Origin of the sequence: Streptomyces sp. NPDC007907 (genome assembly GCF_042959365.1) — a bacterium.
GTDB classification, from domain to species: Bacteria; Actinomycetota; Actinomycetes; order Streptomycetales; family Streptomycetaceae; genus Streptomyces; species Streptomyces indiaensis.
On the sequence record NZ_JBIBKR010000004.1, the window covers coordinates 794,927 to 808,039 of the forward strand.

A 13,113-nucleotide genomic window follows, 5' to 3' on the forward strand; every position below is an offset into this window, starting at 1 on the left:
GTGTGCTGCCGTGCCGAGGTGTCGCGTGCGAAGTCCAGCACTCTCGGTGGGGCAGCCCCGACCGATTGAGGCACCCTTGATCAGCCTGACCGTCACGGCCGTCGTCTTCGGCGTCGTCTTCCTCGCGGAACTGCCGGACAAGACCGCTCTCGCCGGCCTCGTCCTGGGCACCCGCTACCGCGCCTCCTACGTCTTCGCCGGTGTCGCCGCCGCCTTCGCGCTGCATGTCGCGCTCGCCGTCGCGGCCGGCAGTGTGCTCACGCTGCTGCCGCAGCAGATCGTGCAGGCCCTCACGGGCGTGCTGTTCCTGGGCGGTGCCGCGGTGCTGCTGCTGAAGAAGGGCGAGGAGGAGGAAGAGGTCCGCAAGCCCGAGAACCAGTCCTTCTGGAAGGTCTCGGGCGCCGGCTTCATGCTCATCCTGGTCGCCGAGTTCGGTGACCTGACCCAGATCATGACCGCGAACCTGGCCGCCCGCTACGACGACCCGCTCTCCGTCGGTCTGGGTGCGGTGCTCGCCCTGTGGGCCGTGGCCGGACTCGGCATCGTCGGCGGGAAGGCGCTGATGAAGAAGGTGCCGCTGCGGCTGATCACGCAGATCGCGGCGCTGGTGATGCTGGCGCTCGGGCTGTGGAGCCTGTGGGAGGCCGTGACCGGCTGAGCCGGGCGGGCTGAACAGTGGGTGAACGTCCGCAGGGGGCCCCTGGCGCGAAGGCACCCTTGTTTTGTACCGTGGGGGAACAAAGTGGCTCCCGCCCGTTTTCCCTGACCGGCGGGCGGGGCCGCCTTGTCCCCCGGGGCGTGCCGGTCGCGATCCGCCGTCAGCCCCTCTGCCGCGCTGGAACGCGCCCCGAGCCTTGGAGCTGCCGATGACGGCCACCGCCGTGCTCACCGCCCGCGCCCTCCTGCTGGACATGGACGGCACCCTCGTCAACTCCGACGCCTCGGTCGAGCGCGTCTGGCGGCGCTGGGCCGAGCGCCACGGGCTGGACGGGGACGAGGTCATGAAGGTCGTCCACGGCCGGCAGGGCTACGCCTCCATGGCGCTGCTGCTGCCCGACCGGCCGATGGAGCAGAACCACGCCGACAACGCCCGGATGCTCGCGGAGGAGACCGCCGACACCGAGGGTGTCGTCGCCATCCCCGGGGCGCCGGAGTTCCTGGCCTCGCTGCGGGGGGTGCCGCACGCGCTGGTGACCTCCGCGGACGTGCCGCTCTCCACGGCGCGGATGGCCGCGGCCGGGCTGGAACTGCCCGGGGTGCGGGTGACGGCGGAGTCCGTCGGCGCGAGCAAGCCCGACCCCGAGGGATTCCTGAAGGGCGCCGCGGAGCTGGGGATCGCCCCCGCGGACTGCGTGGTGTTCGAGGACTCCGGAGCGGGGATAGCGGCCGGCCGCGCCGCCGGGATGACGGTGGTCGGGATCGGGCCCCGGGCCGCGGCGCACGAGCCGGACGTGGTGGTCGAGGACCTCACCCAGGTGCGGGTGGAGCATGCCGCGGGCGACGGGACGATCCGCCTGCACATCGGCTGAGGCCGATGCCTGGCTGAGGCCGACGTCCGGCTGAGGCCGGGCGCTGGGCTCATGGGGGCGTCCCGCTTATCGAGGCGTCCGGCTCATGGGGTCGTCCGGCTCATGGGGTCGTCCCGTCCACGGGGTCGTCCGGCTCATCGAGTCGTCCGGCTCGTCCTTGCTGCGCGTGAGCGTCACGCGAGTGCGAGCGGAAACACTGTCGCCGGTGGCCGTGGCGTCGGTGTGGGAGCCGTGGCGGCCCCGGCCGTCATGGCTCCCGGGTTTCCGACTCCAGCTTGTTCCGGGTCTCCGCGTCGTACACGCCGAGGTCGTCGTCCCGGATGCCGCGTGACCACTGGTAGGTGCGGACCGCGTCCTCGACGCGGTCGTCGAAGGTGCCGTCGGCGTCGTCGATGTACAGGTTCAACTGACGCAGACGCAACTGGAGTTCGGTGACCTCCGGCCCGCGGTCGCCGAGGCGCAGGACGGTGGGGCCGCCCTTCTGCCGGGAGTTCTCCGGGGGAGCCTGGTCGCCACCGGTCGCCGGTGCCGATGTCCGCGGCGCCGACGGGGAGGGCGACTGGGACGGGCTCGCCGAGGCGCTCGGCGCGGACGGCGAGGGTGAGGCGGACGGGCTCGCACTGCGGGAGGGCGACGGCCGGGGTGCCGCCGGGGCCGGCCCGACCGCCGTGGCGCTGCCCGCCGGAGTGGTGGGCGCCGCGCTGCTCGACGGGGCGTCCGGCACGCTCGCCCTGATGTCGTCCGGCAGGGCGGTGTCCCGGGACGGGTTCTCGTAGGAGAACAGCCCGGTCGCGTACCCGGCCGCCGCGACGACGGCGACACAGGCTCCGGCGGCGGCGACCAGAAGGGTGCCGCGGCGGCGCGGCCGACGCTTGCCGCTCTCGCGGGGCTCGGGTGCGCCGCGGTCCGTCCCGCCGGCGCCGTCGAACATCCGCAGGTCGGTGACGCTCGGCTCGGTCGCGACGGAGGCCAGGGGAGCCGGGACCGCGGGGGCGGCGGAGGTGCCGGCGCTGCCGGAGGTGCCGGAAGCGGCCGGCAGTACGGCGGTCGCGCCCGGGTCGACGGCCGGCAGCGGCGCGGTGACGTCGGCGGGGGAGGCCGGCGGGGCGCCGCTCGCGGGGGGTGCGGCCTCGGGGTGCGGGGCGGTGGCCCGGGGAGCCGACCGGTCGGCGCTCCCGCGGTGTACGGCATCGGCGTGCGGGACGGGTGCCGTCACGTCCGCTGCGGCGGCCCGATCCGGAGGGCCGGCGGCCGAGGGCTCGGCGGCCCGGTCGGCAGTGGCCCTCTGCCCCGGCGGGGCGTCGGCGGCGGCTCGTGCCTCCGCGCCGCTTCCGGGCGGCCGGTTGGCGGCGGCACGGGCCTGCGCCGACCTGTCTGCCGCAGCGGAGGGCTGCGGGGGTGCCGTGGGCGAGTCGGCTCGCCCGTCGGAGGCCTGCCCGTCGGCGGCCTGCCCACCGGTGGCCTTCCCCGCGTCGATTTCCACGTACGGGCGAATGCGCAACGGGTCGAAGTCCTCCGCTGCCGCTGCCTGGGTCGTGCGGGCGTCGCGCAGGGCCTCGGCGGCGCGGTGGGTGCAGGCGCAGGTGGGGGTGTTGTCCCGCTGTCTGGGCGCGCCGCACTCCGGGCACGGGTGACCGTTCGGCGGTTCCACGCGTTCCTCCCTCCCCTCGCGAACTCCAGAGATTATCCAGATCTTCTCCACAGCGTCGTGGACGAGCCCCCGGAACCACCGCTTCCAAAAGGTCCCGGCGGGCCATAACAGGTCACAGCGGTCACGATGGAAAATGTCACAGCGGACGCGGGAGGTCGGATGGCCGAGGACGGGAACGCCACCACGCTGACGCCCCAGGGCGTGGCCCTCCGGGAGCAGGTGCCCGGAAACGTCCTGGTCTCCATCGGAGCGCTGCTCCTCGGCATGCTGCTCGCCGCCCTCGACCAGACCATCGTGTCCACCGCGCTGCCCACGATCGTCAGCGATCTCGGCGGGCTGGACCATCTGTCCTGGGTGGTCACCGCGTACCTGCTGGCCGCGACCGCCGCCACCCCCCTGTGGGGCAAGCTCGGCGACCAGTACGGGCGCAAGCGGCTCTTCCAGACGGCGATCGTGATCTTCCTGGTCGGATCCGCGCTGTGCGGCGCCGCACAGGACATGGCCCAGCTGATCGCGTTCCGCGCCCTTCAGGGGCTGGGCGGCGGCGGACTGATCGTGCTGTCGATGGCGATCGTCGGCGACCTGGTGCCCCCGCGCGAACGCGGCCGCTACCAGGGGCTGTTCGGAGCCGTCTTCGGCGCGACCAGCGTGCTCGGACCGCTGCTCGGCGGTCTGTTCACCCAACACCTGAGCTGGCGCTGGGTGTTCTACGTCAATCTGCCCGTCGGCGTCGTCGCGCTCGCCGTGATCGCGACGGTCCTGCACCTCCCGCGCACGTCACAGCGTCACGTCATCGACTACCTCGGCACCCTCCTCATCGCCGCCGTCGCCACCTGCCTGGTGCTGGTCGCCTCGCTCGGCGGGACGACCTGGGCGTGGGGGTCCTGGCAGATCGTCGGACTCGCGGTCCTCGGTGCCGTCCTCGCCGTCGCCTTCGTCGCCGTCGAGCGGCGGGCCGCCGAACCCGTCCTGCCGCTCCGGCTGTTCCGCGTGCGGACCTTCACGCTCGCCGCCGTGATCAGTTTCGTCGTCGGGTTCGCCATGTTCGGTGCCATGACCTACCTGCCGACCTTCCTCCAGGTCGTGCAGGGCATCAGTCCGACCATGTCGGGCGTGCACATGCTGCCGATGGTGCTGGGCCTGCTGCTCGCGTCGACGGCCTCCGGGCAGATCGTCAGCCGGACCGGCCGATGGAAGGTGTTCCCGATCGCCGGAACCGGCATCACCACGCTCGGGCTGCTCCTGCTCCACCAACTCGACGAACACAGCTCCACCGCCGAGTTGAGCGGCTTCTTCTTCGTCTTCGGCCTCGGACTCGGCCTGGTGATGCAGGTCCTCGTGCTCATCGTGCAGAACGCCGTGCCCTACGCGGACCTGGGCGTGGCCACCTCCGGCGCGACCTTCTTCCGCTCGATCGGCGCTGCGTTCGGCGTCTCCGTCTTCGGTACGGTCTTCGCGGGCCGGCTGGGCGACCAGCTCACCGACGCGTTCCGGGGCGCCACGCTGCCGCCCGGCACCTCCGTGGACACGCTGGAGGCGGACCCGCGCGGCATCGCCGCCCTGCCGTCCGAGCTGCGCCCGCCGGCCCTGCACGCCTACTCCGTGTCCATCACGGACGTCTTCCTGTACGCCGCCCCCGTCGCGCTCCTCGGCTTCGTCCTGGCCTGGTTCCTGAAGGAGGACCGGCTGCGCGGCTCGGTCACCGCCCCCGACGCCACCGAGACCCTCGCCAGCAACCCGGTGCAGCGGTCCTCGTACGACGAGGTGTGCCGCGCGCTGTCGGTGCTCGGCACCCGCGCGGGGCGGCGCGAGGTCTACCGCCGGATCACCGTCCGGGCGGGCTACGACCTGCTGCCCGCGACGAGCTGGCTGCTGCTGCGGATGCGGCGCCACGGCTCGGTGGAGCCGGGCGTGCTCGCCGACACCATGCCCGTGCCGCTGACCGTGATCATGGAGGCTGCCCGGCAGGCCGAGGAACGCCGCCTGGCCGTGCGCCGGGGCGTCGACATGGTCCTCACCGACGAGGGACGCGAGGTCGCCGCGCGGTTGGCGGCCGCCCGCGAGGAGTCCCTCGCCGAGCTGCTCGGCGACTGGTGGGGACCGGACCGGCCGGCCGACCTGGAGCATCTCGTACGGGAACTGACCGGCGAACTCTGCGGATCACGACGCGAACGGCCCTACCGCGTGCGGTCCGTGGAGGAGCGCACCTGAGGTCAGGTCAGCTTCTTGCTGAACCAGTGTTCCGCGTAACGGTCGTCGTTGTGCGGCTCGGTCTCCGTGTAGCCGAGGCGGGCGTAGAGGGTGCGGGCCTCGACGAGGTCGCCGCGGGTGTCGAGGATCATCCGGGTGGCGCCGAGCGCGCGGGCGGTGTCCTCGGCGGCGGCGACCAGGAGCGGGGCACCGCCCCGGCCGCGCATCGGCTCGTACAGGAAGACCCGCGTCAGCTCGGCGGTCGTGTCGTCCAGCATGCGCACGCCCGCGCTGCCGGCCGGCTCACCGTCGTACCGGGCGACGAGCAGCCGCCCGCGCGGCGGGGCCAGTTCGGCACCGCTCCGGGCGGCGATCTCCCGCTCCAGCTCGGCCGGGTCGGTCCGGCGCCCGTCGTGCAGCAGGTACCAGCGGTCGCTGACCTCGGTGTAGTACGCCCGCCACAGCGCGGCGGCGGCAGGGGAGTCGAACGGTTCCGGCGTCACGGTCCACATCACGAAACGCATTCTCCGCAGGCGCCCCGTCGGACACGCAACCGAATAGTTCCGGCCACCGTATGCGCCCCGGATACGGCCGAACACCGTTTGGAGACGGACTTCGGGGCTACCCGATGAGTGAACCGGTCCGCGAGGAGGGCCGGTTGGGCCGAGAACCCGGAAGGCATTCATGTCCACTGGCCTGATCATTGCTCTGATCGTGATCGCGGCGGTCGTCATCATCGCGGCCGTCATGACCCTGCGTGCCCGTGGCCCTCGGCAGGGCCCCGGTCTGAAGCGGCGCTTCGGACCCGAGTACGAGCGGGCCGTCGCCCGGCACGACGGTGACGCCAAAGCGGCCGAGCGCGAGCTGACCGAGCGCGTGCAGCGCCACGGCGACCTGCGCCGGCGGCCGCTGGAGCCGGCGCAGCGCGAGCAGTTCGAGGCGCGCTGGACGGCCGCCCAGGAACGGTTCGTCGACTCGCCGCGCGATGCCGTCGCCGAGGCGGACCGGCTGCTCGCCGAGGTCGCCGGCGCCCGGGGCTTCCCGGACGGCGGGCAGTACGAGGAACAGCTGTCCGCGCTGTCCGTGCACCACGCCCACCACGTCGACGGCTACCGGCGCGTGCACCGTGCGGCGCACCTGCGCGCGGAGGACGCCCGTGACGGCGGCCAGGGTACGGAAGACATGCGTGAGGCCTTCGTGGCGGCCCGTGCCCTGTTCGAGGAACTGGTGAAGCCGGCCCGCCACGACGACGGCGGCCGGCACGACAGCGGTCGCGAGCGCGCCGCAGCGAACGGCGGCCGCAAGGCCCCGACCCGCGGCGGGCACCTGCCGTGGGCGATGAACCGACGTCAGGCGAAGGAGAGTTGAGGCAATGACCGACATGACCCGACCGTCCGGCGGCCAGACGCCGGACACCCCTGACGCCCGCGGCGAGAGCGCCCTGGGCACCGGCCGCCACGTCCCGCCCGGCACCGACGCGGACCGCGCCGCGGCGCACGGCACCGATGTGCCCGTCACCGATGTGCCCGGCACCGACCGGCGCGCGGACCGGCCCGACATCGACCGGCACGACGCGGACCGGCGTCTCACCGACCCGTACGACACGGACCGGCATGACACGGACCGGCACCTCACCGACCGGCACGACACGGACCGGCTGGGGTCCGGAGCGCCGCGCGGCGACCACGGCACCGGCTCCGACAAGGCCGGTTCCGCCAAGCACCGGGCCCACCTCCTCGCCGACGAGGAGTGCGACAAGCTCGGCGGGCAGCTGCAGCACGCCGTCGCCGGGTTCGTCGACGGGCCCAGGACCGCCGTCGAGGAGGCCGACCACGTCCTGGAGGAGATCGCGGCCCGCTTCACCGAGGCCGTCACGCAGCGCCGTCGCACCCTGCGCCACTCCTGGCAGTCCGTCGAGGGCGGCGAGAGCAGGGCCGTGTCGTCGGCCGACACCGAGCAGCTGCGGCTGGCCCTGAAGGACTACCGCGAGCTGGCCGAACGGCTGCTGCACGTGTGACCGGGGCGATTGCCCCGGTCGGCGATCCGGTCGGCGAACCGCTCAGCGATCCGCCCGGCGCTCCCGCCACTGCCGTACGACGTCCTCGACGTCGTACGGCTTCTTTTCCAGCGGGGGCCCGGGCGGCGGCTTGAACATCATCTCGCGGATCTTGACGTTGACCTCGTCGATGATCTTCCGCACGATCCGCTCCGACGGGGCCGCGAGCGCGGCCTGAAGCGCGTCCTCCGCCTCCTTGCGCAGGGCCAGCGTCGGCGGGAGGACGGAGAAGCCCTCGCGGGCCATCTTCCGCTTGACCCACCACAGTTCGTCGTAGGTGCTCTCGATGTCGCGGGGGAGCGGTTCGCCCGCGCCCGGCAGCCGGTCGAACTCCCCGCGTGTCTCCGCGTCACGGATCTGCTTGTCGACCCAGGACTCGAAGCCGACGCCCGGTGGCTTTCGCTCGGTCATGAGGCCATTGTGCCGGACACCGCGCAGCCGGGCGTTTTATCATGCGGCGGGCCAGGAACCTGTCTGGCCCCCGGGGACGGCCCGGGACTTCTCAGAAGGAGCGCACGTGCTCGAACTCACCATGGCCACCGTCGCGGAGGCGGAGGCGGGCGCCACGGCCGGCATGCTCATGGCCGACGCGCCCAGCGAGCCGGGCGCGGTGCTGCGGGTGGGCCGCGACAAGTCGGTGTGCCGGCTGAGCACGCCGGACGACTGGCTGTTCGTCTCCCGCGTCCACCTGGAGTTCCTGTGCGGTCCGGACGGCACCTGGCAGCTCACCTGGCTGCGCGGCTCCCAGCCCGACCCGTCCTCCGAGGTGCGGCTGACCATGGGGGAGTACGTCCAGCCGCTCGCCTACGGCGGCACGGTCCCGCTGCCCAGGGGCGGCAGCGGCGAGATCATCATCCAGGACCGCACCGCCCCGCGCAGCGTCAACGTGGGCTTCTACCACGAGGTCTGACAGGTCTCACAAGTCCGGCCGGATCGCGGCGGGCCTCACGCCAGCACGCGTGCCAGCGCGAACCCGTCGTAGCCCTTCATCCCCACCGTCTGGATCGCGGTGCCGCTCAGCCTCGGATGACCGGCGATCAGCTCGATCGCCGCGCGGGTGCCCGTCACGTCCGGGGCGGTGCTGTCCGCGTCGACGACCCGGCCGCCCCGTACGACGTTGTCGAGGACGATCAGGCTGCCCGTGCTGGTGAGCTTGACCGCCCACTCCACGTAGTGCGGGTTGTTGGCCTTGTCGGCGTCGATGAAGACCAGGTCGAACGGGGGCGGGTTCTCGTCGGCCAGCTTGGGCAGCGACTCCAGGGCCGGGCCCACCCGCACTTCGACCTGCTTGTCCAGGCCGGCGCGGGCGATGTTGCGGACGGCGACCTCGGCGTGCCGGGGGTCGTACTCCAGGGAGACCAGCCGCCCGTCGGCGGGCAGGGCCCGCCCCAGCCAGATGGTGCTGTAGCCGCCGAGCGTGCCGATCTCCAGGATGTGCCGGGCGCCCTGGATCTGGGCCAGGAGCTGGAGCAGCTTGCCCTGGTTCCCGGCGACGTTGATGTGCGGAAGCCCGGCGGCGTCGCTGTCCCGCAGGGCGGCCGCCAGGGCTTCGTCGTCGGGGGCGAGGTGGGCGGTGAAGTAGGCGTCGACCTCGTCCCAGACGTGCGACTCGCTCATGCACCTCTACCTTTCGTCGGCATAGTTAGCATCCCTAACTACTGGCGCTGACGAAGATAGTTGGTGCGCGCGACGCTGTCAGCGGGTTTTCACTCGGCGTGTCGACCCGCCACCGAGGGCGCCGAACCGGGCAGCGGACGCCCCGCTGACTCCGCCATGCGCCACACCGCGAATCCGCCGACGACGGCCGCCGCCATCATGTAGTAGGCGGGCATCATCATGTTCCCGGTCGCGCCGATCAGGGCGGTGACCACCAGCGGCGTCGTGCCGCCGAACAGGGACACCGAGACGTTGAAGCCGATCGACAGCGAGCCGTAGCGGACCTTCGTCGGGAACAGCGCCGGCAGTGCCGAGGGCATCGACGCGGTGAAGCAGACCAGCAGCAGGCCGAGGGCGCCCATGCCGAGCGCGACGGCGAGCAGGCTGCCCTCGCGGATCAGCAGCAGGGCCGGGACGGACAGCAGCAGGAAGCCCGCGCACCCGGTGGCGATCACCGGACGGCGGCCGACCCGGTCGGTCAGCGCTCCGACGAACGGCTGGGCGACCATCATCACGGCCATCACGGCGAGGACGACCAGCAGACCGTGCGTCTCGTCGTAGTGGAGCTGGCCGGTCAGGTAGCTCGGCATGTACGACAGCAGCATGTAGTCGGTGACGTTGAAGACCAGCACCAGGCCGACGCAGAGCAGCAGCGCGCGCCACTGGCCCGCGACCATCTCGCGCAGCGGCGTCTTCGGGCGGTTGTTCTCGGCCTTCTCCGCCTCGGCCGCGAACGCCGGGGTCTCCTCCAGGCGCATCCGCAGGTAGAGGCCGATGATGCCCATCGGGCCCGCGATCAGAAACGGGATGCGCCAGCCCCATGAGGTCAGGTCGTCGGCGGAGAGCAGGGCGGTCATGATCGTGACCAGGCCGGCGCCGCCGATGTAACCGGCGAGCGTGCCGAACTCCAGCCAGCTGCCGAGGAAGCCGCGCCGCTTGTCGGGGGCGTACTCGGCGATGAAGGTGGAGGCACCCGCGTACTCACCGCCGGTGGAGAAGCCCTGCACGAGCCGGGCGACCAGGAGCAGGATCGGCGCGCCGACACCGATCGTCGCGTACGACGGGATCAGACCGATCGCGAAGGTGCCCGCCGCCATCATGATCATGGTGAGGGCGAGGACCTTCTGGCGGCCGACGCGGTCGCCGAGCGGGCCGAAGACCATGCCGCCGAGGGGGCGGACCAGGAAGGCCGCGGCAAAGGCGCCGAAGGTGGACAGCAGCTGGGCGGTGGGGTTGCCCGAGGGGAAGAAGACCTTGCCGAGGGTGACGGCGATATAGCTGTAGACGCCGAAGTCGAACCATTCCATCGCGTTGCCCAGCGCGGCCGCCTTCACGGCGCGCCTGACGAGCGCGGGGTCGGTGACGGTGGGGTCGGGGGTCTTCGCTGTGCGGGACTTCACGAGGGAACCGGGGGCGACGACTGAGGCAGTCGACAAGGCTGACTCGCCTACCTTTCGACGGGGACAGGGACGCGGTCCCGCGCGGCGGCGCTGTCGTACGGGCCCGAAAGGGCGACGATAGGCGGCTTTGCTCCGCTTACGGGCGGTACGGAAGTCGTTGCAGGCTGCACGTAAACCGTCGCTGTACTGGCGCTTCCGCCCGCTCGCAACCGCTTCTCATGTGATCTTCCTGTGGCCCTTGTCGCTTCCGTCGCAGGGTGACCATCAGCCGTTCCGTGCCTGTCGTGCCTTCCGTCTCGCGTTTGCCGCGCCTTCTTCCCCGGGGGTGCCCGCTCCCCATAGGGTTCGTGGGAGATATCACCGCATTCTGGACATGTGGGACGTACTGCTGCGGAAGGCCGATGAGGCGTGGCGAATGCGGATCACGGCGGACGACCGGCGGAGGGCGTCGGAGCGACGGCCGCCGACGGGGTCCGCACACGCCTGCGCGCCGCCCGCCTCGGGCTGTGGCTGATCGCCGCCCTCCTCGCCGCCCGGCAGGTGGCCGCCGTCCTCGCCACCCCACGCGGTGAGCGGCTCACGGACCTGGAGACCTGGGTCGGCCCGAACGGCGTGCTGCACGTGAACGGCTCGCTCTACGACTCCACCCGGTTCACGGGCACGCCCTTCGGAGGCCTCGTCCTCAAACCCCTCACCCGTTCGGCCGAACAGGCGCTCGGCTGGGGATGGACCTTCGGCACGCTGCTGCTCGTCGTCGCCCTCGGCCTGATCGTCGCTCGCGCCCTGCCCCAGCCGGTCAGCCGCCGTACGGCCCTTCTGGCCGCCCCGGTCGCCGTCAGCCTGCTGATGCTGTCCTTGCCCGTCCGCAGCACCCTGTCGCTGGGCCAGACCAGCATCATCCCGGTCCTGCTGGTCCTGCTCGGCTGCTTCACCGCTCGCGGCCAGCGGACCAGCGGGCTGCTCATCGGCGTCGCGGCGGCGCTCCAGCCCACCCTGCTGCTGTTCGCGCCGCTGTTGTGGTGCACCGGCCGCAGACGCGCCGCGCTCGCCACGGGCGTCACCTTCGCCGCCGGCACCGGGCTCGCCTGGGCCGCGATGCCGCACGACTCCTCTCGCTACTGGGTCCACCACCTCGCGGGCGCCGGCCTCGGTGGGCGGGCCGACGACCTCGCCAACCAGTCCCTGCACGGCGCCCTGCTCCGGCTCGGCCCGGACGGCCCCGTGGAGATCGCGCTCTTCCTGGTGCTCGGCGCGACCGTCGTCGTCCTGGCGCTGCGCCGGGCCGTGCGGTACTTCGACGACGGCCAGCTGCTGCTCGCCGTCGCGATCACCGGCTGTGCCGCGATCGTCGTCTCGCCCACGGCGTGGGAGCACCAGCTGCTGTGGGTGCTGCTCGCGATCGTCGGCCGGGCCGGCACCCGCGCCTCGGACCGCTACGTCTGGCCGGTCGCCGTCGTCCTGGTCATGACCCTGCCGGCCCGGATGCTGCTGCCGGACATGGCGTTCCTCCGGCCGCTGCGTGACAACCTCGTCCTGCTGGGCGCGCTCGCCGCCGCCACGGCCGTGCCGTTCCTGTCCCGTTCCTCGCCCGCCTACCGGTCACCGGCACCGCCCGCCCCCGCGCCCGTCGCCCCGGCCCGCTTCCGGCACGTGCCGCTGGTGCCGTTCCTGCGGAGGGTCCTCAGCCGGCCCAACCTCCTGCTCGAACTGCTCCTGCTGCGCGTCACCTACGCCGCCTACTCCCAGATCCGGCTCGCCGCCACCGGGGGGAGCAACTCGGCCGGGCGCGCCGAGGCCGAGGAGCACGGCATGCAGGTCTACGACGTCGAACGCGCCCTCCGTATCGACGTCGAGCGCCGGCTCAACCACACCGTCGTCACGGTCGACTGGCTGCGGGACTTCCTCGACTTCTACTACACGTCCCTCCACTTCGTGGTCCCGCTGGCCGTCCTGGCGGTCCTCTATTGGCGCCGCCCCGGCGACTACCGCTGGGCCCGCTCCGCCCTGGGATTCGCCACGCTGCTGGCCCTGGTGGGCTTCTGGCTCTACCCCCTGGCCCCGCCCCGGCTGATGCCGACGCTGGGCTTCATCGACACCGTGCACGGCACGCAGGACTTCTCCCGGCCCGACTACGGCACGCTCACGGCCCTCACCAACCAGTACGCGGCCATGCCGTCCCTGCACTTCGGCTGGGCGCTGTGGTGCGGCCTGGTCATCGCGGTCCTGGCGTCCCGGTGGTGGATCAAGGCGCTGGGCCTGCTGCATCCGCTGCTCACCGCGCTCTCGATCGTCGCGACCGGCAACCACTGGGTGCTGGACGCGGCCGGGGGAGCGGCGGTGGTGGCGGCGGGCTTCGCCCTCACGTACGTCCTTCAGGGGCCACGGGCACGCACGGTGACGACGGCCGCCGTGCTCGGCAGCGGGGCGGAGGACCGGCGGAGGGACCGTACGCCCAGGTGATCCGCTACGGGCGACATGACGGGGCCGGACTTTCACCCCCGGGGTGAACACGCCGAGGTCGTCGCCGAAGGCGCAGGCGGCAGGCCGTCGTCGCTGAAGGAGACGGCGCTGCACGGGCCGGGCAGACGGATGACGTCGAGGGTCGTGCGGTGCTCCGGGTCCCAGATCGGC

At 72.6% G+C, this 13,113-nt stretch carries 12 protein-coding genes; 7 read left to right on the forward strand and 5 right to left on the reverse strand.

Features of this window, described 5'->3' with window-relative positions; all coding sequences use genetic code 11:
- Nucleotides 1-76 precede the first annotated feature (76 nt).
- Nucleotides 77-658 carry a TMEM165/GDT1 family protein gene (locus tag ACFZDI_RS19890; protein WP_234845284.1) on the forward strand — a complete coding sequence of 194 codons (582 nt, stop codon included), beginning with the start codon at nt 77-79 and terminating at the stop codon, nt 656-658.
- A gap of 208 nt (nt 659-866) precedes the next feature.
- On the forward strand, nt 867-1,529 hold the full coding sequence (locus ACFZDI_RS19895; RefSeq protein WP_234845285.1) for an HAD-IA family hydrolase: 663 nt from the start codon (nt 867-869) through the stop codon (nt 1,527-1,529).
- A 247-nt stretch (nt 1,530-1,776) separates the two neighbouring features.
- On the opposite strand, the gene ACFZDI_RS19900 is transcribed toward ACFZDI_RS19895, so the two are convergent.
- Nucleotides 1,777-3,180 (reverse strand): peptidoglycan-binding protein, encoded by a 1,404-nt coding sequence (locus ACFZDI_RS19900; RefSeq protein ID WP_391252062.1) that lies wholly within the window; start codon nt 3,178-3,180, stop codon nt 1,777-1,779.
- A 159-nt stretch (nt 3,181-3,339) separates the two neighbouring features.
- On the opposite strand from ACFZDI_RS19900, the gene ACFZDI_RS19905 reads away from it, so the two are divergent.
- Nucleotides 3,340-5,391, forward strand: a complete 2,052-nt coding sequence (locus ACFZDI_RS19905) for a DHA2 family efflux MFS transporter permease subunit (protein ID WP_391252064.1) — start codon at nt 3,340-3,342, stop codon at nt 5,389-5,391.
- A 2-nt stretch (nt 5,392-5,393) separates the two neighbouring features.
- Here ACFZDI_RS19905 and ACFZDI_RS19910 read toward each other — a convergent pair whose 3' ends face one another.
- Nucleotides 5,394-5,894: a GNAT family N-acetyltransferase gene (locus ACFZDI_RS19910; protein WP_391252066.1), complete on the reverse strand. Its 501-nt coding sequence runs from the start codon at nt 5,892-5,894 to the stop codon at nt 5,394-5,396.
- Nucleotides 5,895-6,054: 160 nt separating this feature from the next.
- Here ACFZDI_RS19910 and ACFZDI_RS19915 point away from each other — a divergent pair, with 160 nt between their 5' ends.
- Entirely contained in the window at nt 6,055-6,738 is a 684-nt protein-coding gene (locus ACFZDI_RS19915; RefSeq protein WP_234845288.1) for a hypothetical protein, read from the forward strand.
- A gap of 4 nt (nt 6,739-6,742) precedes the next feature.
- A complete protein-coding gene (locus ACFZDI_RS19920) occupies nt 6,743-7,387 on the forward strand; it encodes a hypothetical protein (protein WP_391252068.1) in 645 nt (214 codons plus the stop codon).
- A gap of 42 nt (nt 7,388-7,429) precedes the next feature.
- Here the strand turns inward: ACFZDI_RS19920 and ACFZDI_RS19925 are convergent, their stop codons facing one another.
- Nucleotides 7,430-7,837: a DnaJ family domain-containing protein gene (locus ACFZDI_RS19925; protein ID WP_391252070.1), complete on the reverse strand. Its 408-nt coding sequence runs from the start codon at nt 7,835-7,837 to the stop codon at nt 7,430-7,432.
- Nucleotides 7,838-7,943: 106 nt separating this feature from the next.
- Between ACFZDI_RS19925 and ACFZDI_RS19930 the strand changes: the two genes are divergently transcribed.
- The gene (locus ACFZDI_RS19930) at nt 7,944-8,336 is read left to right on the forward strand and encodes an FHA domain-containing protein (RefSeq protein WP_190898339.1); all 393 of its coding nucleotides are present in this window, start codon (nt 7,944-7,946) and stop codon (nt 8,334-8,336) included.
- Between the two features lie 35 nt (nt 8,337-8,371).
- Here the strand turns inward: ACFZDI_RS19930 and ACFZDI_RS19935 are convergent, their stop codons facing one another.
- Nucleotides 8,372-9,043: an O-methyltransferase gene (locus tag ACFZDI_RS19935; protein WP_361119080.1), complete on the reverse strand. Its 672-nt coding sequence runs from the start codon at nt 9,041-9,043 to the stop codon at nt 8,372-8,374.
- 89 nt (nt 9,044-9,132) lie between these two features.
- On the reverse strand, nt 9,133-10,518 hold the full coding sequence (proP, locus tag ACFZDI_RS19940) for a glycine betaine/L-proline transporter ProP (RefSeq protein WP_234845292.1): 1,386 nt from the start codon (nt 10,516-10,518) through the stop codon (nt 9,133-9,135).
- A gap of 372 nt (nt 10,519-10,890) precedes the next feature.
- Here proP and ACFZDI_RS19945 point away from each other — a divergent pair, with 372 nt between their 5' ends.
- A complete protein-coding gene (locus tag ACFZDI_RS19945) occupies nt 10,891-12,942 on the forward strand; it encodes a phosphatase PAP2 family protein (RefSeq protein WP_391252072.1) in 2,052 nt (683 codons plus the stop codon).
- Nucleotides 12,943-13,113: the final 171 nt, after the last annotated feature.